Here is a 23206-nt window from a genome sequence, read left to right on the forward strand (position 1 = left end):
GGGCGGGTCGAGCGCGCAGCGCGAGTCCCGCCGCGCCATCGGACTCCATCCGTGCCAGCGTGCGCGCGCTGCGCGCGTATCGCCCTACGGTAGACTGCGCGATGCCATGTTTCCCGACGACCCCGCCGCCATCGTCCGCCGCCTGACCGAACTGCGGATCGAGCATCGCGACCTCGATGCGGCGATCGCGCGCCTGCCGACCGGTCCCGGCTGCGACGAGCTGCAGCTCACGCGGCTGAAGAAGCGCAAGCTCAAGCTCAAGGACATGATCGCCTACCTCGAGAACAAGCTGATCCCCGACCTCGACGCCTGAGGCGCGGCGGTCAGGCCTGCGTCGACGCCGCGGCTTCGCTGCGCGTGAGCTCGGCCTGCTTCTCGGGTGTCAGCTTGAGGATGCCGTGGCGGATCTCGCGCGAGAGGATCACGCGCGCATCCTTGGCGACTTCCTCGAGCGTGAGGTCGAAATCGAGCTTGCCGTTCTCGTCGGCCCACACCACGCGCCGCTCGCGCAGTTTCTGGATGAAGCCGCGGAACAGGCTGCGATCGAAGAACTCCGGCGCATTGAGTTCGTGCAGCAGCGACAGGCGCTGCGCGCTGAGGTAGCACAGGTTCTCGAGTTCGCCCGCGGTCAGCGTGTGCGGGCCGTTCTTCACGAGCAGCGCGAGACCGATGTAGTAGCGCTCGATCGCCGGCAGCAGCGTGTGCGCGAGCGCGCGCAGGCGGAACGCGGGATCGCTCTGGCCCGGGCCGCGCTCCATGATGCGACCGTCGGCGTCCGCCTCGAGCAGCCCCTGCGCGATGAAGAAGTCGAGCGTCTTCTGGATGCGCTCGCCGAACTCGTCCTCGCTCCACGGCAGGAACAGCTCGGCCTGCACGAACGGGTAGATGAGACGGCCGAGGCGCAGGATCGACGTGCGCGCGAGGCGCCGGTTGTTGAGGAAGCAGCAGGCGACCCACGACGCGGTCGCGAACAGATGCGTGACGTTGTTGCGGAAGTAGCTCAGCAGGACGCCCTGCTTCGCGTCGACCGTTAGCACGTCGCCGAGCGGGTGCGCGACGCGGCGGATCCACTGCATCTTCTCGCCGTAGGCGATGATCTCGGCCGGACCGAGCGACGTCAGCGTGACGCGCTCGGAATACGGCAGCGTCGAGAGCAGCGCCTTGTATAGCTCCAGCTGCGCGAGCAGGTCGGCCTCGGCCATCGCGTGCTTGGGCGTCGCGAGCAGCGCGACCGCGAGCAGGTTGATCGGGTTCGCGTGCGCGGCGCGGTTGATGTTGACGAGGATGCGCTCGCCGAGCGTGTCGACCGCGGCCTTCAGCCACGCGGGCTTCGCGTCCGGGTTCTCCGCCGCGCTCCTCCAGTCCGGCGCGATCTGGTCGAGCAACGGGGTGAGGAACAACGGCTCGCCGAAGTTGACCGTGACCGCACCGTAGTTGTCGCGCAGCGCGCCGAGGCCGCGCAGCAGCGCGCCCCACGATTCCTTTTCCTTCGGCTTGCCCGAGAGCTCGCCGATGTAGGACTCGCCCTCCATGATCTTCTCGTAGCCGATATAGACCGGCTGGAACACCACCGGCCGCTCCGGCTGGCGCAGGAAGCTGCGCAGGGTCATCGACAGCAGGCCGCCGCGCGGTTCGAGCGTGCGCCCGGTGCGCGAGCGGCCGCCCTCGATGAAGTACATCAGCGAGATGCCGCGCGCGATGAGCTGGCTCATGTACTCGCGGAACACCGTCGAGTAGAACGGGTCGCTGAAGCTGCGCCGCAGGAAGAACGCGCCGCCGCGCCGGAGCAGCGGGCCGATCAGCGGCAGGTTGAGGTTCACGCCTGCGGCGATGTGCGGCACGGTGAGCCCGTTGCGGTACAGCAGGTACGGCAGCAGCGCGTCGTCGGTGGTGCTGCGGTGGCACGGCACGAACACGACTTCGTGGCCGGGCACGATCTTGCGCAGCTCGGCGAAGTGGTTCATGTGCACGCCGCGGTAGATCTTCTCCCACAGGCCGGTCAGCATGAACGATGCCGAGCGCACGACCAGGTGCGACTGGTCGGCGGCGATCTCCCACGCGAACGCGCGCGCCTTGCGCGCGGCCTTGTCGCGATCGATGCCTTCCTTGCTCGCGTTGGTGTCGATCGCCTGCTGCACGGGCGCGGCGTTGACGACGCCGTCGATGAGCGTGCGTCGATGCGACAGGTCGGGCCCGATCACCGCGGCGCGGATGCGGCGGAAGTGCGCGCGCAGGATGCGCTGCAGCTTGCGCACGCCGCGCTCGGCTTCCGGCTGGTCGGCGATGACTTCGCGCAACGACACCGGTGCGGCGAACTGCACGTGCGTGTCGCGGCCGTTGAGCGCGAGCGCGAGCAGCCGGCGGAAGCGGCCGACGACGACCCAGTTCTCCGAGAACAGCACGCTGAACCAGCCCGATTCGCGATCCGGCGCGCGGCCGACGAAGATCGACACCGGCACGAGGCGCACGTCCTGTTCCGGATGCGCGCGCACGATGTCGGCGAGCAGGCTCAGCGTCTCCGAACGCGTCGGATGCGGCTGGCGGCCGAACACGCGTGGTCGGCGCGACAGCGCGACCACCGCGCGACGGCGCTTGATCGGCAGCTGGTCGGCGGCCGCGTAGGGCGAGGGCAGGCCGGCTTCGGCGCACGCCTGCTCGAGGATCAGCGTGTCGGACAGGCCGTAGCGTTCGATCACGTAGACCGTCGGGCGCGCGTCCTCGGGCAGCAGCGTGTGGACGTCTTCAGGCGTGCGATGGATGCGGATCCACGGGCGCAGCAATGCGCCGAACGCCTTGAGCCAGGCAGGCACCTGCGCGGCCTCGGGCGGGCGCGGCGCCGGTTGCGAGTCGTTCATGCGTCGAGTCTATCAGGATGGCGGAACCACGCCCTCGCACGCGCATCGACGGAACGCGTCGATGCGCATGCGGGTAGCGCGGATCCGGCCGACGAGCGTGCCGCGCCGGGCGCGGCGCGCGTCAGCCCTGCTTCGGTTCCGCGGCCGGCGCGGTCTCGACCTGCGGCGCCGCGGCGGCCGGTGCAGCGGACTGCTCCGCGGCCTTTTCCTTGAGCTTCTCGATCGTCTGCTTGCCGTACCAGCGGCCGTCGACGTTGACCATCTCGGTGGTCGCGGTGAGCGGCGCGCCGAGCAGCGTGTACGACAGCTGCACCGATGCGGTCTTGCCGTCGTTCGACAACACCTGCGGCTTGATCGAATCGAGCGTCTGGTCGATCGAGAAGCCGTACACAGCGAGCGCGTCCTTGAGGCCGATGAACGCGATGCGCGCCTTCTGCATCGACTGGTCGTAACTGAGCGCGCGCGCTTCGTCGAGCGACTTGAGGTTCATGTCGCGCGCGGCCTTGGCGACGATCGCGATGACCTTCTTGATCGATTCGGCGTCGGTGAAGCGCGTCTTCACGACCCACGCCTGCAACGCATCGACCGCGGCCACGGCCTGCGTGCGTTCGGCTTCCGACATCGTCTGGTTCTGCTGGATCATGTTCTTGACCCAGCCGGCGCCGGCCATCGCGTACATCGGCAGCTGCTGCTGGTACTGCGCGTCGAATTCCTTGAGCTTCGGCTCGATCTCGGCGAATAGCTTCTGCTCCGCGTCGGGCGCGGTCAGCTTCGCCATCGTCTCGTTGAACTGAGTGCGCTGTTCCTCGGTGATCGGCTCCTGGTCCTTGTCCTTGCCCCAGTCGGCCTTCGCCTTGGCGAAGTCGGCCGGCGGCAGCGCGTTCTGCATCAGGCCGGCGATGTCGCCCTGCTTGATCGACTGCACCGAGGCGAGGATCGCCGCGTCCGGCGTCGCCGCCGCCGCAGGTGCGGTCGCAGCGGTTTCGGCAGGCTTCTGTTCGCAGCCGGCGAAGAAGACGAGCAGCGACGCCGCGAGCGCCGCGCGGACCAGAGGCTTGACCATGAGCGTTCCCCAAGGGTTGGAAGGCCGCGAACTGTAGCAGCGCGCCGATACAGCGGCCACTATGCGCGGCCGCCCGTCCGCCACAAAAAAATAAACCCGGGCGGCGGAGCCATCCGGGTGGAATCCGGCAGTGCCGGAGGAGGAAATCGTACGTCGTTCTCTGGGGGCTGTCCCGTCGGGCGACCGGTTCATCGGCCGGCCCGCAATTCCTGAGGACGATTGTACTTAGCGGATGGAGCTGAGGCAACACTTCATGTGTATACGAATAAGTAGTTGATCAGTAACGAAGTTGATCCAGCTTGGCCGCACGCTGCCGCGTTTCGGGCTGAGCCCAGTCGTTGTTGAACAGCGCCGGCTCCCACGAACCGTAGGTCGGGTTCGGCAGCACGAACCAGCGCTCGCCGAACCAGTCCGCGTAACCGGACACGGCATCGCGGCGACCTTGCGGCGTGTTCGCCAGCACGTCGACGAAGTCGCCGAGCTGGTCGCCGAGCTGCAGCAACACGCGGTGCGTGCGCCCGATCAGGCGGCGTCGGCAACCCTTTTCGCTACCCGACTGCTCGCAGCCGTCGACGACCGTGCCGAGGCCGAGGAACACGGGCTCCGCCACCGCGATCGGGAAGCCGGCCTTGCGCAGGTTCGCGAGCGTCGCGTCGTTGAGGTCCTGTGCACGATTGGACAGGTAGAACACGGTGACGCCGCGCGCGGCGGCGAGGCGCGTGAACTCGAGCGCGCCGGGCAACGGCTGCGCCGTTTCCTCGCGGCACCACTGCGACCACGTGAACTCGTCGAAGCGCTTGCCGTCACGCACGAGTCGCGCCTGGTACGGCGAGTTGTCGAGCACGGTCTCGTCGATGTCGAGGATCACCGCAGGCGCGAGTCGGCGCGCCTTGCCCGTGCGTTCCTCCCGTGGCAGCGCATCCCAGTCGCGATCCTTCAGCGCGTGCAGCAGCTGTTCGCCGGCATGACGGTACACCTCGCGATAGAGGAGATCGTGCTCGATCGCGGTCTGCGTCCACGCGACCGCGTTGAGGTTGTCGTTAGCCGCGGGACCCGCGACGACCGGCGCTACCGCGGCCGGCGCGTCGGCGTGCGGACGCGTCGCCGCGCAACCGGCGAGCGCGCCGAGCGAGAGCGCGATCAGGAAAGGACGGACGTTCGGCATCGTGGCTCCGGGATTGGAAAGCGCGAGGGCAGCCCCTAGGATCAGGAGAGTGTATGACACGCGCTCGCACGGACGCCCGTCCGACGCTGCCGCTCGCCAGCCATCGCCCGGGACGCCCATGGATCCTTCGATCAGTTCGCGCATCCAGATCGCCTCGTACGTGCTCGCTGGCCTGGCGCTGGTGCTCATCCTCGAACTGCACCTGCTGCCTGCGTTGCTCGCCGGCCTGCTCGTCTACGCGCTCGTCGAGGCGCTCGCGCCGCCGCTGCAGCGGCATCTTCCCGGCGCGCGCGCGCACGGCCTCGTCGTCGCCCTGCTCAGCGTCGTCGTCGTCGGCCTGCTCACGCTCGCGATCATCGGCACGGTGTCGTTCCTGCGACGCGAACTCGGCGAACCGGGCGCGCTGTTCGAAAGCCTGATGCCGCTGATCGATCGCGCGCGTGCGCAGCTGCCGCAGGTCGTGGTCGACCACCTGCCCGACAGCATCGACGACTTCCGCACTGCGGCGGTCGAGTGGCTGCGCGCGCACGCGTCGCAGCTGCAGCTCGCCGGCAAGACCGCCGCGCGCGTCGTCGTGCACCTGCTCATCGGCATGGTGCTCGGCGCGATGGTCGCACTCGCCGACGCGGCGACGCATCCGGACAAGCGCCGCGGCCCGCTGGTCGAGGCGCTCATGCAGCGTTGCCGCAGCCTCGTCGCCGCGTTCCACGACATCGTGTTCGCGCAGGTGAAGATATCGGCCGTCAACACGCTGTTCACCGCGATCTTCCTGCTCGTCGTGCTGCCGCTGTTCGGCACCAGCCTGCCGTTCGCGAAGAGCCTCGTGGTCGCGACGTTCATCGCCGGCCTGTTGCCCGTGGTCGGCAACCTCATCTCCAACACGCTCATTTTCGTGGTCGGCCTGTCGCTGTCGTTCGGCGTGGCGATCTCGGCGCTCGTCTACCTCATCCTTATCCACAAGCTCGAGTACTTCCTCAACGCGCGCATCGTCGGCACGCAGATCCGCGCGCGCGCCTGGGAGCTGCTCATCGCGATGCTGTTCATGGAAGCCGCGTTCGGCGCAGCCGGCCTCGTCGCCGCACCGATCTACTACGCCTACCTCAAGCGCGAGCTGTCGACGCTGAAGCTGATTTGAACCGCGCTCAGGCCGGGGGCGGGATCGCGTCGGGCCGGCGCAGGCTGAGCGCGGTGCCTGCCGCAGCCGCGACGATCGCCGCGATCGCGAGCCATTGCAGCGGGTCGAGGCGCTCGCCGAGGAAGGCCGCACCCGCTGCCGCCGCGAGCGCAGGTTCGAGGCTCAGCAACGTGCTGAACGTGCGCGACGGCAGGTGGGTCAGCGCGATCATCTCGAGCGTATAGGGCAAGGCGGAACTCAGCACCGCGACGCCGAGCGCGAACGGCAACAGCGACGGCGACAGCAGCGCCGAGCCGGCATGCGCGAATCCGATCGGAACCGCGAGCAGTGCGCCGATCGAGGTGCCGAGCGTCGCCGCGTCGGCGCCGTAGGACGCTCCGGCCCGCTTGCCGAGCACGATGTAGAGCACCCAGCCGACGCCGGCCGCGAGCGCCAGCGCGACGCCGAGTGGGTCGAGCGAGCTCGCCTGTTCGCGCAACGGCAGCAGCATCAGCAGCCCGACCACCACCAGCGCGACCCAGACGAAGTCGACCCAGCGGCGCGACCCGAACAACGCGAGCGCGAGCGGACCGGTGAACTCGAGCGCCACCGCGATGCCGAGCGGGATCGTGCGCAGGGACAGGTAGAACACGAGGTTCATCGCGCCGATCGCGAGGCCGTAGCCCCACAGCGCGCGCCAGTCCCTGCCCGCGTGCGAACGGCGCCACGGGCGCCGCCACGCCAGCAGGATGAGCGCGGCGAGGCCGAGCCGGTAGGCCGTCGCGCCGGCGGCACCGACCGCGGGAAACAGGTGCTTGGCCACCGCCGCGCCGCACTGGTAGGACAGCATGCCGACCAGCAGTGCGCCGATCGCGAGCAGGATGCGCGTGAAGTTCGAACGCGTGGACATGCAGGCAGGCCGGAGCAGGATGTGCGGCGATCTTCGCAGATGTCGGGCCGGCGCATCCCGCACGCGCGTGCGCCTGCTGCCAGCCCGTGTCAGCAGTAACGGGTCAGTCGGCGAGCAGGCTCGCGAGGCGGGCGATGTGCGAGGTCGCGAGTTCCTGCTTGTGCGCGGCGTCCTGCTCGGCGTCGCGGCCGCTCCAGTGCAGGTCGTCCGTCGGCAACTCGGCGAGGAAGCGGCTCGGCTGGTTCGCGATGATCTCGCCGAAGCGCTTGCGGCGTTTCGCGTACGACAGCGACAGCTGTTCCTTCGCGCGCGTGATGCCGACGTAGAGCAGGCGGCGTTCCTCCTCGATGCGGCCTTCCTCGACGCTGCCTTCGTGCGGCAGGGTCGTGTCGTCGACGCCGACGAGGAAGACGAAGCGGAACTCGAGTCCCTTGGCCGAGTGCAAGGTCATCAGGCGCGCCGCATTGCCGGGTTCGTCGCGATCGCCGTGGCTGAGCAGCGCGAGCTGCGCCGCGAGGTCGCCCGCCGCGCCTTCCTTCTGCATCGCGCGGAACCACTCGCCGAGCTCCTTGAGGTTCTCGAGCCGCCGCTCGCGCAACGCGGGTTCCTTCACCTGCGCGGCGATGTGCTCGGCATAACCGATGCGCCGCACGAGTTCGTCGACGAGATCGGCCGCCGGCATGCGCTCGGCCTTCGCCGCGAGTTCGCGCACGAGGGTCGCGAAGGCGACCAGCGACGACGCCGCACGGCCGGTGAGCTGGCCGAGCACGGCGTCGCTCTGCGCCGCGCGCAGCAGCGAGACGTGGCGCGCGCCGGCGAGTTCGCCGAGCTTCTCGAGCGTGGTCGCGCCGATGTCGCGCCGCGGCAGGTTGACCACGCGCAGGAACGCCGCGTCGTCGTCGGGATTGTTGGCGAGGCGCAGGTAGGCGAGCAGGTCCTTCACCTCGGCGCGATCGAGGAACGCGGTGCCGCCGGTCACGTGGTACGGCACGCGCGCGAGGCGCAGCGCCTTCTCCAGCGCGCGCGACTGGTGGTTGCCGCGATAGAGGATCGCGAATTCGTGCCATGGCGCCTTGTGCTTCTCGGCCAGATGCGCGATCGCGCCGGCGACGCACTCGGCTTCGTGCTCGTCGTCGCGGCATTCGAGCACGCGCACCGGCGGCCCTTCGCCCTGTTCGCTCCACAGGCGCTTCTCGAACAGGTGCGCGTTGTGCGCGATCACCTTGTTCGCGCAACGCAGGATGCGCCGGGCGCAGCGGTAGTTCTGCTCGAGCTTGACCACGCGCAGCTTCGGATAGTCGCGCGAGAGTTCGGCGAGGTTCTCCGGGTTGGCGCCGCGCCACGCGTAGATCGACTGGTCGTCGTCGCCGACCGCGGTGAACAGGCCGCGTTCGCCGGCGAGCGCCTTGACCAGCCGGTACTGCGCCGAATTCGTGTCCTGGTATTCGTCGACGAGCAGGTAGCGCAGGCGTTCGCGCCAACCCGCGCGCGCTTCCCCGTCGCCTTCGAGCACGCCGAGCGGCAGGCGGATGAGGTCGTCGAAATCGACCGCGTTGAACGCGGCGAGGCGGCGCTGGTAGGCCGCGTAGATCTCCGCCGCCTCGCGCTCGCGCGCGCCGGACGCGGCCACCGCGGCCTGTTCCGGCGTGAGTCCTTCGTTCTTCGCGCGCGAGACGAGCGACTGCAGCGCGAACAGCGCGTCCGGCTTGATCGCCTTCGGCGCGAGTTCCTTGATCATGCCCTGCGTGTCGTCGGCGTCGAGGATGGAGAAACCGCGTCGCAGTCCGGCGCGCGCGTGCTCGATCTGCAGGAACTTCAACCCCAGCGCGTGGAACGTGCATACCGTGAGACCTTCCGCGGCGGTGCCCGAGACGAGCTTGCCGACGCGCTCGCGCATCTCGCGCGCGGCCTTGTTGGTGAACGTGATCGCGGCGATCTTCGCCGCCGGCACCTGCCGGCGCTTGATCAGGTGCGCGATCTTCTCGGTGATCACGCGCGTTTTTCCCGAACCCGCGCCGGCGAGCACGAGCAGGGGGCCGTCGCAGTACTCGACGGCGGCGCGTTGTTGCGGATTGAGGCTCATCGGCGCGAATTCGTCGGCGCGAACCGGAACGGTCGGGCGATTGTGCCGTGCGCAGGCCGCCGCCGACAGCTTGACAGGAGGCGGGACGCGTTCTGACGAGGCGCCCGGACACGAATCGCGTGGATCGTTGGGATTTTCGCCGCGCCGTCGCGTAACGGGAGGGGCCACCATCGCCCTTCATGGAGCCGCCATGTCCGTTGCCCGCTCGACCTGTCGCCCGATCGCCGCCGCCCTGCTGCTCGCCTTCGGCCATGCCGGCGCGGCCGCGATCATCGACGTGGACGTCGGTGGCGACGTGCACGTTTCCGGGCACTGCACGCTGCGCGAAGCGATCGCCGCCTCGAACACGCACGCGAGCCCGGCCGACACGAAGTGCAGGGCAGGCAGCGACGGCGGCAACACGATCGCGATCCCGCCCGCGCTGGCGCCGATCGAGCTCGGCGGTGCGCCGCTCGATATTGCCGACGCCGGCGGTGAAACGACGATCCGCTCGGCCGTCAGCGGTGTGCGCGTGGACGTACGGCGGGTGTCCGGTTCCGGCTCGGTGTTCAGCGCGAGCCGGCCGGTCGCGTTCGAGGACGTGGCGATCTCGGGCGGCCACGGCGACATGGCAGGCGGCGGCATTTCCGCCGGCGCCACGACCGTTTCGCTGACGCGCAGCCGCGTATCGGACAACTGGTCGAACTACTTCGGTGGCGGCATCCTCGTCACCGACGGCAGCACGCTGACCCTCGTCGACAGCACCGTGTCGGACAACGCCACCGGCGACCTGGGCCTCGGCGGCGGCATCGCCGCGGACGACGCCTCGACGATCGTCCTCACGGGCAGCACGGTGTCGGGCAATACGTCGGGCGACGGCGGCGGCGTGTTCGCGTGGCGAGGGACGGTCAGCCTGAGGAACAGCACCGTGTCCGGCAACACCGCGACCGGCCAGGGCGGGGGCATCGCGACGTACCAGGTCGACGGGCTCGACCTGATCCAGAGCACGATCACCGCCAACACCGCATCGGTGGGTGCCGGCATCCGACTCTACAGCCGCGCCGCGCTCGGCACGTCGGTGACCGCCTTCGGCAGCCTGCTCGCGGGCAACACCGGTTCGCCGGACATCGAGCACGCGAACGGCGCGGACGACGCCATCACCGGCGACCACAACCTGATCGGCACGATCAGCGCGCACATCGCGTATCCGTCCGACACGCTGAGCTGCGACCCGCGTCTGCAGCCCCTCGCCGGCAACGGCGGTCCGACCGCGACGCACGCGCTCGCCGCTGACTCGTGCGCGCGCGACGCCGGCGGGTTCATGGCGTGGAGCAACTACGACCAGCGCGGCGAGGGCCATCCGCGATTCGTCGGCGATGCGATCGACATCGGAGCGTACGAGTACGCCGCCGCCGACACCGACCGCCTCTTCGCCGACGGCTTCGATTGACGCGTCATCCGCACGCCTGCAACGCGCCGAGCACCGCGGCGCAATCGGCCTCGATCTTCAGCGACAGCAGGTCGTCCGCGCGCGTACGGCCGAGGTTGAGCGCGGCGATCGGCTTGCGCGCCCGTTCCGCCGCGCGCGCGAAGCGGTAGCCCGAGTAGACCATCAGCGAGGAGCCGACGACGAGCATCGCGTCGGCGGCTTCGAGCGCCTGCGTCGCGCGCTCGACGCGCTCGCGCGGCACGTTCTCGCCGAAGAACACCACGTCGGGCTTGAGCAGGCCACCGCAGCTGTCGCAGTCGGGCACGACGAAGCGCTCGAAGGCGAGACCCTCGAGATCGGCGTCGCCGTCGGGCGCGTCGAGTGCGTCGAAAGAGAGCCATTCCGGATTGCGCCGTTCGAGTTCCTGCTGGAACTGCGCACGCGGCGTGCGGCGCTCGCAGCCGAGGCAACGCACGCGATCGAGCCGGCCGTGCAGGTCGACCACCGCTGCGTGACCCGCTGCCTGGTGCAGCCCGTCGACGTTCTGCGTGACGAGCAGCGCGATGCGTCCGTCGCGCTCGAGCGCCGCCAGAGCGCGGTGCGCCGCATTCGGGCGCGCGACACCGAAGCGGCGCCAGCCGACGAGGCTGCGCGCCCAGTAGCGCGAGCGCGCGAGCGCGTCGCCGACGAACGCCTGCAAGGTGATCGGCGGCGTGCGCTTCCAACCGCCGTCGCGGTCGCGATAGTCGGGGATGCCCGACGCCGTGCTGATGCCTGCTCCGCCGAGCACGAACAGGCGAGCATGCGCTTCGATGAAACCGGCGAGGCGCGCGGCGGCGTCGGCGAGCGCGGCCGACGCCTCGGGAACGGCGTTCATGCGCGCATTCTCGCGCGTTCCCCGCGCGGATGCAGCCGTCGCGGGTATGCTGTGCGCCCGCTCCGCGTCCCGCGTCCCGACCGATGGCCAAACTGTATTTCTACTACTCGGCGATGAATGCCGGAAAGACCACCACCCTGCTGCAGAGCGCGTACAACTACCACGAGCGCGGCATGCGCACGCTGATCCTCACGCCGCAGCTCGATACGCGCGTGGGCGAAGGCGTGGTCGCCTCGCGCATCGGCCTGCGCGCGAACGCGCGCCGCTTCACGCGCGAGGACGACCTGCTCGCGCTCGCGCAGGCGGACATCGGTGCGCGCGGCAAGCTCGACTGCGTGCTCGTCGACGAGGCGCAGTTCCTGTCGAAGGCGCAGGCCTGGCAGCTCAGCGACATCGTCGACGTGATCGGCATCCCGGTGCTCGCCTACGGCCTGCGCACGGACTTCCGCGGCGAACTGTTCGAAGGCAGCCAGTACCTGCTCGCCTGGGCCGACAATCTCATCGAGATCAAGACGATCTGCCACACCGGGCGCAAGGCGACGATGGTCGTGCGCGTCGACGGGCACGGCCGCGCGGTCACCGACGGCCCGCAGGTCGAGATCGGCGGCAACGATCGCTACGTCTCGGTCAGCCGTGCCGAATTCAAGAAGATCATGGCCGGCGAGAGCACGGTCGAACTGCAACAGCCGGTGCTGCCGCTCGACCATCCGCGCGAGCCGGCCTGAGCCGGGAAGCGCACGCGACGCGAGCGCGCTCGCTCAGCGCGCCGGTGCCGCGGCGCCTCGCTGCAACGCCTTGCGGATCGCCTCGACGACCGCATCCGGCCGGTCGAACTGCACGTCGTGCGAGGAATGCGCGACCGCGACGACCTCGCCGCGCGTCGAAGTCGCCGCGAGCGCCGCCTGGGTTTTCCGGCGCGTCGGTTCGAGCACCTTGCGGTCGTCCGGCGAGGCGTCGTCGAACGGCGCGTCCGGCTGCAGCACGATCAGCGGCATCGCGCCGTGCGATTCCCGCGGCGAAACCGCCTGCTTGTAGAGCGCGTTGCTCGTTTCGTGCATCGATATCAGCGTGCGCCAGAACACCGGCTGCGCCTTGTACGCATGTTGCGCGGCGTTCAGCGCATCGCTGAAGCGCGGATCCGGACCGCGCAGGCAGCGCTGCAGCTCCGGCGGCGGCGATGCGTCGAGCTCGTGCTTTTCGGCACCGCGTTCGCAGATGCGGTAGTAGGCGAGGCCTTGCGCCGTCTGCTCGTCTTCGGACTGCTGCCATGCCGGCGAGAACTCCGCGACGTGCTGCGGCGGCGGATCGACGAGCACGAGCGCCGCGACGTCGGCGGGATGCCGGTCGGCGTAGCGACGCGCGATGTTGGTGCCGTACGAATGGCCGACGAGCACGATCGGCGTGGCGAGGTGCGCCGCATGCACCAGCGCGTGCAGGTCGGCCGCGTACGCGTCGATGTCGCGCGGCAGCGGTCCGCCGTCGCTGAAGCCGTAGGCCGCGCGATCGTAGGCGCACGCATGCGCGAACTTCGCGACGTCGGGTTGCACCTTCGACCACGCCATCGAATCCGCGGTGGCGCCGCTTTCCAGCAGCACGGTCGGGCCGCTGCCGGAACAGCGCAGGTTCAACGCACGCCCGCCGATGTCGACGCGCGTGCCCGGCTTCGCATAGGCGTCGAGCGCCGCGTCGGGCCGGTCCGCCGCGTCGGCACGCGCGAAGGACACGGCGAGGATGCAGCAGCGCCACAGCGTGCGCGACGAGCGAATCACGCGACCCCCGGGGTCCAGGCGGAAACACAGTCTGGCCAACCGGCCGTTGCAATTGTTGCGCGCTCGCGGAACGCGTCGACGCGCACGTTCAACGCTGGCAGCGCGGGCAATGGAAGGTCGAGCGCTGGCCGATCACGCTCGCACGGATCGGCGTGCCACAGACGCGGCACGGCTCTCCCGCGCGACCGTAGACCGCGAGTTCCTGCTCGAAGTAGCCGGGCGTGCCGTCCGGGCTGATGAAGTCGCGCAAGGTGGTGCCGCCGCGGCGAATCGCGTAGGCAAGGATGCGCTTCACCTCCGCGGCGAGCCGCACGTAACGCTCGCGCGAGACGCTGCCGGCCGCGCGCTTGGGATGGATGCCCGCGGCAAACAGCGCTTCGCTCGCGTAGATGTTGCCGACGCCGACGACGATGGCCTGGTCCATGAGGAACAGCTTGACCGCCGCGGCGCGACCGCGCGAGCGCGTCCACAGGTAGTCGCCATCGAAGGTGTCGGACAGCGGCTCGGGGCCGAGGCCCGCGAGCAGTTCGTGCGTTTCGCCGCGCGGCTGCCAGAGCTGCGAACCGAAGCGGCGCGGATCCGTGTAGCGCAGCACGTGGCCTGAATCGAGGTGCCAGTCGACGTGGTCGTGCAGCCCGACCGGCGTCGCCGCGGGCAGTACCCGCAACGATCCGGACATGCCCAGGTGCAGCAACGCGCTGCCCGGCTCGGTGTGCACGAGCAGGTACTTCGCGCGCCGCTCGATCGCCTCGATGCGTTGCCCCGGCAACTGCGTGCGCAACTCGCGCGGGATCGGCCAGCGCAGGCGAGGCTGGCGGATGTCGAGCGCGACGACGCGGCGACCGACGAGGTGCGGTGCAAGGCCGCGGCGCGTCGTTTCGACTTCGGGCAGCTCCGGCACGTGCCTAGTCCTTCTTCGCCGCGATGGCGCTCGTGAACAGCAGCGCGCTGAAGCGGTCGGGCACCAGCGCGATGGTATCGCCGACCGCGACGTAGCGATCGCCGCGGATCGCATCGGTACCGCCGAAGCGCAGTTCCGTGTCGTCGATGCGCAAGGTCGCAAGCGGCGGCACGAGCCCGACCTTCGCCGCTTCGAGATCGGCCGCGGCGTGGCGGAAGCGCACGGGCGCGTGCGCGATCGCGAGCAGGCGCGCGACCATCGCGTCGTCGGCGGGCGCATCCGGGTCGCGCTGGCGCCAGTGCGCGTCGACCTTCTCGTAGTGGCGCGCGGTGCAGCCTGCGCAGGTGACGTCGATGCGCTTCGCCGCCGCGGGATCGAGCGTCGTCAGCGGGTCGAGCGCGAGCGCGCGCTCGTGGCGCAGCTCGGCGAACACGGCCGCGCCGAGTACGGCGGTCGCAGCGATAAGGAACACGAGGGTGCGCGTGCGTCGCCTCATCGACGCAGCCTAGCAGGTCGCGCGCACGCGATCGCGTCGCCTGCGCTCAACGGCGCCGGCGACGCCACCAGATGAGCACGCCCGTCGCCGCGAGCAGCAGCGGCAGCGCGACGAGGAACAGCAGCGCGAGCCCGGTCAGCGCGCCCTGCGAGAGCGCGAGTTCGCGGTCCGGCGCGCTGCGGTCGGGCACCGCGATCTGGGCGTCGTCGCCGAGCAGCCAGTCGAACACGCGCTGGCCGAACTCGCGGTTGCCGCCGTTGCCGAGGTAGCTGTTGGAGAGGAAGTCGCCGTCGCCGACGACGACGATGCGCTGTTCGCGCTTGTCCGGTCGCGGCGACACGCGGCTCAATGCGAACGCGAGGTCGAGCGGCCCGGGAATCTCGCCCGCGTCGGCGTCCTGGCGGACCGTGTCGGCGTTCTCGCCCGCCTTCGGGATGTGGCCGGTTTCGTTCCACGATTTCGCGCTCGAGCGCAGCAGCGGCTGCACCGCCCAGCGCGTGTCGCTGAGCTTCGCCAGTGCGACCGGCTGCGGCAGCAGCGTGGTGAGGGCGAAGTCCTTCGTGAGCGGCGACGGTGGATATGTGTTGATGGCGACGAAACTCGGATCCTGCAGGCCGAATGCCTGGCCGTTGCCGTCGACGACGACGCCGGGCAGCACGCGCACGCCGAGCGTGCCGGCGAGTTCATCGAGGCCCGCGTCTTCGTCCGGTTCGGTGAGCCAGAGCAGCGCGCCGCCGCCGTCGACGTAGGCGACCAATGCGGCGACGAGCGCCGGGGCGAGCTTCACCTGCGGATCGGCGACGACGACGAGGTCGGCGTTGTCGGGCACCTTGCCCGTGCTCGCGAGCGGCAGTGGTACCGCGCGCACGCCGCGGCTGGCGAGGTTGGCGACGAACGAGCCGAGGTCCGCGTTCGCCTTGCCGAGCGGCTGCCGCTCGCCGTCGCCCTCGAGGAACGCGACGATGCGCTCGCGCGTGCGCGACAGGCGCAGCAGCGCGCTCGAGAACTCGCTTTCGCCGAGCACCTTGAGGCGCTCGCTGCGCTCGCGGTAGCGCAGCTCGAGTTCGCCGTCGACGCTGACGCCGGCCGCGCGCATCGCGCCGGGATCGGCGTCGGGATCGACGAAGCGCAGCGTGAGATCGGGCTTGGCACGCCGGTAGCGATCGACGAAGTCGCCGACGACCGCGCGCAGGCCGCCCTGGCGGCTCGCGTAGCTCGTCACCTCGACCGGGCCGTCGAGTGTCTTGAGCAACGCGATCGAGTCGGCGCCGAGGCTCGCGCCGTGGCCGTGGCTCCAGTCGCTCGAGAAGCCGAAGCGCGTGCCGAGGAATGCGAGCAGCGCCGCGAGCAGCAGCACGAACAGCACGTACAGCGCGTTGCCGAAACGCTCGCGCATCAGTCGGCGCTCCCGCGCAGCGTGTCGAGGCGACGCGTCGCGAGCGCGAGCGCGAGCGCGGCGGCGAGCACGAAGTAGACGATGTCGACGCTCGCGACGATGCCGCGGAAGAACGGCTCGAGGTGTGTCGGCAACGCGAGGTAGTTGATGCCGGAGTTGGAAACGCCCTGCAGGCGCGCACCCGCGTCGACGACCGCGAGCAACGCGGACAACGCGAACGCGGCCGCCGCGGCCAGCGCGGGCTGCGAGGCCCAGGCCGAGCACACGAGGCCGATGCCGGTCAGCGCTCCCGCGAACAGCGCGAGGCCGAGCAGCGCCGCGGCGATCTTGCCGAGGTCGAGCGTGGTGCCCGCGGCGAGCGCGAGCGGCATCACCGCGACGAGCGCGACCAGCACGAGCACGTAACCGAACGCGCCGACGAACTTTCCGAGCACGATGCGCAGGTTGCCGACGCCGCTCGCGAGCAGCAGCGGCAAGGTCGCGGCGCGCCGTTCGCCCGCGAACGCGCGCATCGTCACGAGCGGCACCAGCGGCAGCAGCAGGTTCGACAGGCTGCGCAGCAGCGGTATCGCGACGAGATCGGTCACGCCGGGCGCGTCCTTGAGGCCGCCGAGCTTCGGCGCGAGGTCGACGAATGCCTGCAGCGCGAGCAGGAACTGCCACGCCATGAACGCGAGCACGACCGCCGCGAGCGTCCACGCGAACGGCTGCGCGCGCAGGCGCCGCCACTCGTGCGCCGCGATGAGCAGCGTCGCGTTCATGCGACCGCGGCCGGTGCGTCGCTCGCGGCGATCGCGAGGAAGGTCGATTCGAGCGGCAGCGCGTCGGCGCCGAGCGCGGTGAGGCCGAAGCCGTGCGCGACGACCGCGGCGGCGAACGCGTCGATCGCGCTGCCGGGCGCGAGTTCGACGCGCCAGTGGCCGAGGTCGAGCGGCTCGGCCGCGACGACCATCGGCAACGCGCGCCAGTCGTCCGCGCGCAACGCGCGCGCGACACCGACGCGCAGCGAGGTCGTCGCCGACGCGTGCACCTCGCCTGCGTGGCGCAGTTCGCCGCGATGCAGGATCGCGACGCGGTCGCAGCACGCGGACACGTCGGGCAGCACGTGCGTCGACAGCACGACCGCGTGCTCGCGGCCGAGGCCGCGCACGAGTTCGCGCAGCCGGAGCGCCTGCACCGGGTCGAAGCCCGAGGCCGGTTCGTCGAGCACGATGAGTTCGGGTTCATGCACGATCGCCTGCGCGACGCCGACGCGCTGACGGTACCCTTTCGACAGCGTACCGAGCGGGCGGCGGCGCATCTCGCCGAGCTCGCAGCGCTCGATCGCGCGCGCGACCGCGGTGGTGACCGCGCCGCGCGCTACGCCGTGCAGGCGCGCACAGAAGCGCAGGTACTCCTCGGCATCGAGTTCGACGTGCAGCGGCGGCGTCTCGGGCAGATAGCCGATGCGCCGGCGCGCGAGTTCGGGGTGTTCGTAGAGATCCTCGCCGCCCAACCGTACGCTGCCGGATGTCGGCGCGAGCACGCCCGCGATCATCCGCAACGTCGTCGTCTTGCCGGCGCCGTTGACGCCGAGCAGGCCGAGCACTTCGCCACGCGCGAGTTCGAGGTCGAGGTCGCGCACGACTGCGCGGCCGGCGAGCCGACGGCCGGCCTGGACGAGTGCGAGGGTGGGTGCAGGGGACGTCACGACGTTCGATTGTTAAGGTTTCGGCCCGCCGACGGCAAGCCTGAACGCGCGAAACCGCGTCGCAAACCTTGACGCAATCGCATGGCGACCCCACCCCGGTACGCGTATAGTCGACTTCTCCTCCCGGGGTTCTTCGCAATTCCATGTCCGACACACTGATTTCGCTGGCCGCCCGTGGCCTGACCCAGGCCAGCTGGGGCACCTGGATCGTCTATCTGCTGGTCGTGACCCAGCTGACGATCTTCGCGGTCACGCTCTACCTGCATCGCAGCCAGACGCATCGCGGCGTCGACTTCCATCCGGTCGTCGCGCATTTCTTCCGCTTCTGGTCGTGGATCAGCACCGGCATGGTCACGAAGGAATGGGTCGCGATCCATCGCAAGCACCACGCGAAGGTCGAGACCGAGGAAGATCCGCACAGCCCGCAGATCTACGGCATCCGCAAGGTGTTCTGGGAAGGCGTCGAGCTGTACCGCGAGGCGAGCGAGAAGCGCGACGACATGGAGAAGTACGGTCGCGGCACGCCGGACGACTGGATCGAGCGCGTGCTGTACAGCGGCCACCCGTACTGGGGCCCGACTCTGATGGCGATCATCGACCTCGCGCTGTTCGGCGCGGTCGGCGGTGTGATCTGGGCACTGCAGATGGTGTGGATCCCGTTCTGGGCCGCCGGCTTCGTCAACGGCATCGGCCACTGGTGGGGCTACCGCAACTTCGAATCCGCCGACACCTCGACGAACGTGTCGCCGTGGGGCGTGTGGATCGGCGGCGAGGAACTGCACAACAACCACCACGCGTTCCCGAGCTCGGCGAAGTTCGCGCTGCGCAAGTGGGAATTCGACATCGGCTGGGCGGCGATCCGCGGCTTCGAGATGCTCGGTCTCGCCAAGGTGCTGCGCGTCGCGCCGACGCTCGACGTCCGCCCGAACATGAACCTGCCCGACACCGAGACGGTGAAGGCGTTGCTGTCGCACCGCTTCCACGTCATGAGCGACTACTTCCGCGGCGTGATCGCGCCGACCCTGCGCGAGGAAGCCGCGAATGCGGGCGCCGGCATCAAGGCGCTGCCGCGCAAGCTGCGCAAGGCGCTCGGCAACGGCGGCCGCTGGCTCGACGCGGCGTCGCGCGAGCGCATGACCGCATTCACCGAGAAGCATCCGCAGCTGCGCACCGTGTGCGAGTTCCGCGCACGCCTGGCCGAACTCACCGAGCGCAACGGCCGCAACGCGGAAGGCATGCTCGAGGGCGTGAAGGAGTGGTGCCGCGAGGCGGAACAGACCGGCATCCGCACGCTCGCCGATTTCGCCGCACGCCTCAAGGGCTATCGCCTCGCAGGCGAAGCCGCCTGACGGCGATCCGCCGAGCTCTTCGAAGAAGCCCGCCGCGTGCGGGCTTTTTCATGCGCGATCAGTCGAGGAAACGCGCCGCATGGTCGGGCTCGGGCAGCCAGCACGCCTCGCTGCGACCGAACCAGCGGTAGCGGTGGCGCGCAAGCCAGCGATAGGCAGGATCGCGCAGCCTCCGCGGCACGAGCCGCAGCAGGCGCGTCGCGCGCCAGGCGCCACCGAAGCCGTCGAGCACGCGCAGGATCGCATCGCTGTCCGTGCTCGCGCGGCCGCGCTCGAGCAGCAGCAGCGAATTCGGATCGTCCGGATCGAGGCCGTGCTCGCGCAACAGCGCTCGTCCGTGTCCGGACTGCATCGACGCGAAGCGGTAGCGCGCGGCGTGGTCACGCGCGAGCACGAAGCGCACCCAGCGGCTGCACAGCAGGCACACGCCGTCGTAGACGAGGATCGCCTCACCAGCGGACGCGTTCTCCGTCGCGGGCGGCGGATCCCCGGTGGCGGTGGTCTTTTCCATGCGCGCATGCTGCCGCAATGCGCGCGCAAAGAAAAACCCGCCACGGGGGCGGGTTCTTCGTCGATCGCAGCGTGCGGCGCGCAGGCCGTTCGCTTACTTGATCTTGCCTTCCTTGTACTCGACGTGCTTGCGCACGACCGGGTCGTACTTCTTGACCGCCATCTTCTCCGGCGTGTTCTTCTTGTTCTTGTCGGTGGTGTAGAAGTGGCCGGTGCCGGCCGAGGAGATCAGACGGATCTTGTCGCGCTTGGATGCCATGGTGTTCTCCTCCTCAGACCTTTTCGCCGCGCTTGCGCAGTTCGGCGATGACGACTTCGATGCCCTTCTTGTCGATCGTGCGCAGGCCGTGGCTCGACACGCGCAGGCTCACCCAGCGGTTCTCGCTCGGCACCCAGAAGCGGCGCTCGTGCAGGTTCGGCAGCCAGCGGCGCCGCGTCTTGTTGTTGGCGTGGGAAACGTTGTTGCCGGAAAGGGCGCCCTTCCCGGTGACTTGGCAGATTCTGGACATGCGAACCTCGATGTTCGGTGCCGACCTTGGCCAGGACGACGGCGGCCCAGCGGCGACGTTGCGCCATGCGGTGCTGGAAGCCCCTGACCGATCGACGCGGGCGGACCGCATGCCGGGATCCGCGTCCCCGAAGGGCGATGAACGGTGCAGGGAGCCGCGCTTTATAGCGGAATCAGCGGCTTGCGGCAAGTGCGGCCTTCGCCCGCCTGGCCCGGGCGGGTCGGGCGGGCGGGCCCACCCCCAGGTTGCCTCATCGGCGCCGTGCCGAAATCTGCTGCAGCGCAGCGAGCACTGCTAAGCTCGGGCTTCATTTGCCCGGAGCCCGAAGGCCGTGCCCACGACGCGCGAGGCGGAATTCGAACCGACCGACCCCGCCCTGCGCGAGGACGTGCGCCGGCTCGGGCGCCTCGTCGGCGAACTGCTGGTCGAGCAGGCGGGTGAACCGTTCTACCAGCGCGTCGAATCCGCGCGCGCGGAGGCGATCCGCCGCCGCAACGCGGGCGAGGGCGTCGAGCACCTCGCCGAGCGCCTGTCCGGCTTGGACGCCGCCGAAGCCGATGCGCTCGGCCGCGCGTTCTCGACCTACTTCCAGGTCGTCAATGTGGCCGAACGCGTGCAGCGAATCCGGCGCCGGCGCGACTACCAGCTCGCCGGCGCGGCGCCGCAGCCGGACGGCCTGCACGACGTGCTGCTGCGCCTGCGCGCGGCCGGGGTCGGCGCCGCCGAGCTGCTCGACGCGCTGCCGCGCATCGACGTCGAGCCGGTGTTCACCGCGCACCCGACCGAGGCGTCGCGCCGCTCGCTGCTCGAGAAGGAACAGGAGATCGTGCGCGCGCTCGTCGCCGATTTCACCGGCCCGCGCACCGACGCCGAACGCGCGGTCGACTGGGCGCGCCTGCGCATGGCGCTGACGAGCAGCTGGCAGACCGCCGACCTCTCGCCCGTGCGTCCGTCGGTGCAGGACGAACTCGACCACGTCGACTTCTACCTGTCCGACCCGCTCTATCGCGTGATCCCGGTGTTCTACGAAGTGCTCGAACAGGCGATCACCGACGTCTATGGCACCTGCCCCGCGCTGCCGCGCATCGTGCGCTTCGCGTCGTGGGTCGGCGGCGACATGGACGGCAACCCGAACGTCGGCGCGGCGACGATCGCGGCCGCGCTGCGCAAGCAGCGGCAGATCGTGCTCGGCTGCTACCGGCGCGAATGCGCCGACCTCGCGCGCCTGCTCACCCAGACGCTCGACCGCGTCGACGTCGACGAACGCGTGCTCGCGCGGTTCGCCGCGTATCGCGAGCTCGTGCCCGAAGCCGCCGCGAAGATCCGCCCGCGCCACGAGAACATGCCCTACCGCTGCCTGCTGCAGCTCGTCGGCGCGCGCCTGGCGGCGACCGCGCACGATGCGCCGGGCAGCTACGACGACGCGAACGCGTTCGCCGCCGACATCGAGCTGGTCGCGGCGAGCCTGCGCGCGCATGCGGGCGCGCACGCGGGCTGGTTCGCCGTACGCCGCCTGCAGCGGCGCATCGCGACGTTCGGGTTCCATCTCGCGCGGCTCGACGCACGCCAGGATTCGCGCGTACACGCGATCGCGCTCGCCGAAGCGCTCGGCAGGCTGCCCGACGACGCGGTCGCGCGCGCGGCCGCCATCGCGCCGTACGCGCACGGCGCACGCGTGCTCACCGTGCGCGACGAGGACGTGGCGCTCGCGCGCACCGTCGCGGTGTTCGCGACATTCGCCGACGCGCGTCGGCGCCACGGCGACGCCGCGCTCGGCGCCTACGTGATCAGCATGGCCGGCAGCCTCGCCGACGTCCTCGCCGTGCTCGCGCTCGCGCGTGCGGGCGGCCTCGTCGACGCCGGCGGTGCGGTGCCGCTCGACGTCGCGCCGTTGTTCGAGACGATCGACGACCTGCGTGCCGCACCCACGACGTTCGCCGCATTGCTCGCCGACCCGGTCTATCGCGCGCACCTCGCCGCGCGCGGCGATCGCCAGACGATCATGCTCGGCTACTCCGACAGCGCGAAGGACGGCGGCATCCTCGCCGCGCGCTGGGCGTTGCAACGCGCGCAAGTCGAACTGCTCTCGGTCGCGCGCATGCACGGCGTCGCCCTCACGTTCTTCCACGGCCGCGGTGGCTCGATCAGCCGCGGCGGCGGCAAGGTCACGCGTGGCGTGATGGCCGCGCCGCGCGGCGCCGTCGACGGGCGCCTGCGGGTGACCGAACAGGGCGAGGTGATCCACCAGAAGTACGGCATCCGCGCGCTCGCGCTGCGCAGCCTCGAGCAGGGCGTCGGCGCGGTGCTGCTCGCGACCTTGCGGCCGCGCGCGCCCGAGCCGCGCGAGTCGCGCTGGCGCGAAGCGATGCACGCGCTCGCCGACGACGGCGCGTCGGCCTATCGCGAACTCGTCGCAGGCACGCCGGGTTTCGTCGACTACTTCCGGCTCGCCACGCCGATCGACGTGATCGAGCGCATGACGCTCGGCTCGCGCCCGGCACGCCGCGGCGTCGGCGCGGGTGGCGTCGAATCGCTGCGCGCGATCCCGTGGGTGTTCGCGTGGACGCAGTGCCGCGCCGGGCTCACCGGCTGGTACGGCGTCGGCAGCGCGCTCGAACGGGCGGCCGCGCGCGGCGACGAGGCGCTGCTCGGCGAGATGGCGCGCGACTGGGCGTTCTTCCGCACGCTCGTCGAGGACCTCGAGATGCTGCTCGCCAAATGCGACCTCGGCATCGCCGAACGCTTCTCGCAACTGGCAGGGCCGTTGCACGATGCGTTCTTCCCGCGCATCGTCGCCGAGTTCGAACGCACGGTCGCCTGGCTGCTGCGCCTGCGCGGGCGCGAGCGCCTGCTCGCCGACGACGCGCGTCTCGCGCAGTCGATCCGCCTGCGCAATCCGTACACCGATCCGATCAGCCTGATCCAGGTCGATCTGCTGCAACGCTGGCGCGCGGCGGGCGGCGCCGACGACGCGATGTTCGCCACGCTCGTGTCGAGCGTGCACGGCGTCGCGCAGGCGCTGCAGAACACGGGCTGACGGGCCACCACCCGACGCGATGCGTCCGTGCAGGTTCGGCACGCAGCGCGACACGCGCGCAGCGCGCGGCGCCG

21 protein-coding genes are annotated in these 23206 nt (G+C 70.4%); 6 read left to right on the plus strand and 15 right to left on the minus strand.

What is annotated here, in order from left to right; all coding sequences use genetic code 11:
- Positions 1-106: 106 nt before the first annotated feature.
- Complete coding sequence (locus FHW12_RS07440; protein ID WP_182530380.1) at positions 107-313, plus strand: YdcH family protein; 207 nt, start codon at positions 107-109, stop codon at positions 311-313.
- 10 nt (positions 314-323) lie between these two features.
- Here FHW12_RS07440 and plsB read toward each other — a convergent pair whose 3' ends face one another.
- From plsB to FHW12_RS07455, 3 genes are all read right to left on the minus strand, one after another.
- A complete protein-coding gene (plsB, locus tag FHW12_RS07445) occupies positions 324-2855 on the minus strand; it encodes a glycerol-3-phosphate 1-O-acyltransferase PlsB (RefSeq protein ID WP_182530381.1) in 2532 nt (843 codons plus the stop codon).
- A gap of 121 nt (positions 2856-2976) precedes the next feature.
- Positions 2977-3918, minus strand: coding sequence for a hypothetical protein (locus FHW12_RS07450; RefSeq protein ID WP_182530382.1), 942 nt, complete (start codon positions 3916-3918; stop codon positions 2977-2979).
- A gap of 277 nt (positions 3919-4195) precedes the next feature.
- A complete protein-coding gene (locus FHW12_RS07455) occupies positions 4196-5083 on the minus strand; it encodes a 5'-nucleotidase, lipoprotein e(P4) family (RefSeq protein ID WP_182530383.1) in 888 nt (295 codons plus the stop codon).
- 118 nt (positions 5084-5201) lie between these two features.
- Between FHW12_RS07455 and FHW12_RS07460 the strand changes: the two genes are divergently transcribed.
- Positions 5202-6218, plus strand: coding sequence for an AI-2E family transporter (locus FHW12_RS07460; protein ID WP_182530384.1), 1017 nt, complete (start codon positions 5202-5204; stop codon positions 6216-6218).
- 7 nt (positions 6219-6225) lie between these two features.
- Here FHW12_RS07460 and FHW12_RS07465 read toward each other — a convergent pair whose 3' ends face one another.
- Both FHW12_RS07465 and FHW12_RS07470 read right to left on the minus strand, forming a co-directional pair.
- The gene (locus FHW12_RS07465; protein ID WP_182530385.1) at positions 6226-7107 is read right to left on the minus strand and encodes an EamA family transporter; all 882 of its coding nucleotides are present in this window, start codon (positions 7105-7107) and stop codon (positions 6226-6228) included.
- 103 nt (positions 7108-7210) lie between these two features.
- A complete protein-coding gene (locus FHW12_RS07470) occupies positions 7211-9190 on the minus strand; it encodes a UvrD-helicase domain-containing protein (RefSeq protein WP_182530386.1) in 1980 nt (659 codons plus the stop codon).
- 190 nt (positions 9191-9380) lie between these two features.
- On the opposite strand from FHW12_RS07470, the gene FHW12_RS07475 reads away from it, so the two are divergent.
- Positions 9381-10619 carry a choice-of-anchor Q domain-containing protein gene (locus FHW12_RS07475; protein WP_182530387.1) on the plus strand — a complete coding sequence of 413 codons (1239 nt, stop codon included), beginning with the start codon at positions 9381-9383 and terminating at the stop codon, positions 10617-10619.
- 4 nt (positions 10620-10623) lie between these two features.
- On the opposite strand, the gene FHW12_RS07480 is transcribed toward FHW12_RS07475, so the two are convergent.
- Positions 10624-11475, minus strand: coding sequence for an NAD-dependent protein deacetylase (locus tag FHW12_RS07480; RefSeq protein ID WP_182530388.1), 852 nt, complete (start codon positions 11473-11475; stop codon positions 10624-10626).
- Positions 11476-11558: 83 nt separating this feature from the next.
- Between FHW12_RS07480 and FHW12_RS07485 the strand changes: the two genes are divergently transcribed.
- On the plus strand, positions 11559-12200 hold the full coding sequence (locus FHW12_RS07485) for a thymidine kinase (RefSeq protein WP_182530389.1): 642 nt from the start codon (positions 11559-11561) through the stop codon (positions 12198-12200).
- A 33-nt stretch (positions 12201-12233) separates the two neighbouring features.
- Here FHW12_RS07485 and FHW12_RS07490 read toward each other — a convergent pair whose 3' ends face one another.
- From FHW12_RS07490 to FHW12_RS07515, 6 genes are all read right to left on the minus strand, one after another.
- The gene (locus FHW12_RS07490) at positions 12234-13244 is read right to left on the minus strand and encodes an alpha/beta fold hydrolase (RefSeq protein WP_182530390.1); all 1011 of its coding nucleotides are present in this window, start codon (positions 13242-13244) and stop codon (positions 12234-12236) included.
- A gap of 88 nt (positions 13245-13332) precedes the next feature.
- Positions 13333-14145, minus strand: coding sequence for a bifunctional DNA-formamidopyrimidine glycosylase/DNA-(apurinic or apyrimidinic site) lyase (gene mutM, locus FHW12_RS07495; RefSeq protein WP_182530391.1), 813 nt, complete (start codon positions 14143-14145; stop codon positions 13333-13335).
- A gap of 4 nt (positions 14146-14149) precedes the next feature.
- On the minus strand, positions 14150-14641 hold the full coding sequence (locus tag FHW12_RS07500; protein ID WP_182530392.1) for a hypothetical protein: 492 nt from the start codon (positions 14639-14641) through the stop codon (positions 14150-14152).
- Positions 14642-14687: 46 nt separating this feature from the next.
- The gene (locus FHW12_RS07505; RefSeq protein ID WP_182530393.1) at positions 14688-16037 is read right to left on the minus strand and encodes a GldG family protein; all 1350 of its coding nucleotides are present in this window, start codon (positions 16035-16037) and stop codon (positions 14688-14690) included.
- On the minus strand, positions 16037-16798 hold the full coding sequence (locus FHW12_RS07510) for an ABC transporter permease (protein WP_182530394.1): 762 nt from the start codon (positions 16796-16798) through the stop codon (positions 16037-16039). Before FHW12_RS07510 ends, FHW12_RS07505 begins: the two co-directional genes overlap by 1 nt.
- A complete protein-coding gene (locus FHW12_RS07515; protein ID WP_182530395.1) occupies positions 16795-17727 on the minus strand; it encodes an ABC transporter ATP-binding protein in 933 nt (310 codons plus the stop codon). The genes FHW12_RS07510 and FHW12_RS07515 overlap by 4 nt, the downstream gene beginning before the upstream one ends.
- 143 nt (positions 17728-17870) lie before the next feature.
- On the opposite strand from FHW12_RS07515, the gene FHW12_RS07520 reads away from it, so the two are divergent.
- Positions 17871-19076, plus strand: coding sequence for a DesA family fatty acid desaturase (locus FHW12_RS07520; protein ID WP_182530396.1), 1206 nt, complete (start codon positions 17871-17873; stop codon positions 19074-19076).
- A gap of 58 nt (positions 19077-19134) precedes the next feature.
- On the opposite strand, the gene FHW12_RS07525 is transcribed toward FHW12_RS07520, so the two are convergent.
- From FHW12_RS07525 to rpmB, 3 genes are all read right to left on the minus strand, one after another.
- The gene (locus FHW12_RS07525; RefSeq protein ID WP_182530397.1) at positions 19135-19587 is read right to left on the minus strand and encodes a thiol-disulfide oxidoreductase DCC family protein; all 453 of its coding nucleotides are present in this window, start codon (positions 19585-19587) and stop codon (positions 19135-19137) included.
- A gap of 93 nt (positions 19588-19680) precedes the next feature.
- Positions 19681-19845, minus strand: a complete 165-nt coding sequence (gene rpmG, locus FHW12_RS07530) for a 50S ribosomal protein L33 (RefSeq protein WP_131995653.1) — start codon at positions 19843-19845, stop codon at positions 19681-19683.
- Positions 19846-19858: 13 nt separating this feature from the next.
- Positions 19859-20095 carry a 50S ribosomal protein L28 gene (rpmB, locus tag FHW12_RS07535; protein WP_131995648.1) on the minus strand — a complete coding sequence of 79 codons (237 nt, stop codon included), beginning with the start codon at positions 20093-20095 and terminating at the stop codon, positions 19859-19861.
- A gap of 331 nt (positions 20096-20426) precedes the next feature.
- On the opposite strand from rpmB, the gene ppc reads away from it, so the two are divergent.
- Entirely contained in the window at positions 20427-23132 is a 2706-nt protein-coding gene (gene ppc / locus FHW12_RS07540) for a phosphoenolpyruvate carboxylase (RefSeq protein ID WP_182530398.1), read from the plus strand.
- Positions 23133-23206: the final 74 nt, after the last annotated feature.

The organism is Dokdonella fugitiva (assembly GCF_014138265.1).
Classification (GTDB): domain Bacteria; phylum Pseudomonadota; class Gammaproteobacteria; order Xanthomonadales; family Rhodanobacteraceae; genus Dokdonella_A; species Dokdonella_A fugitiva_A.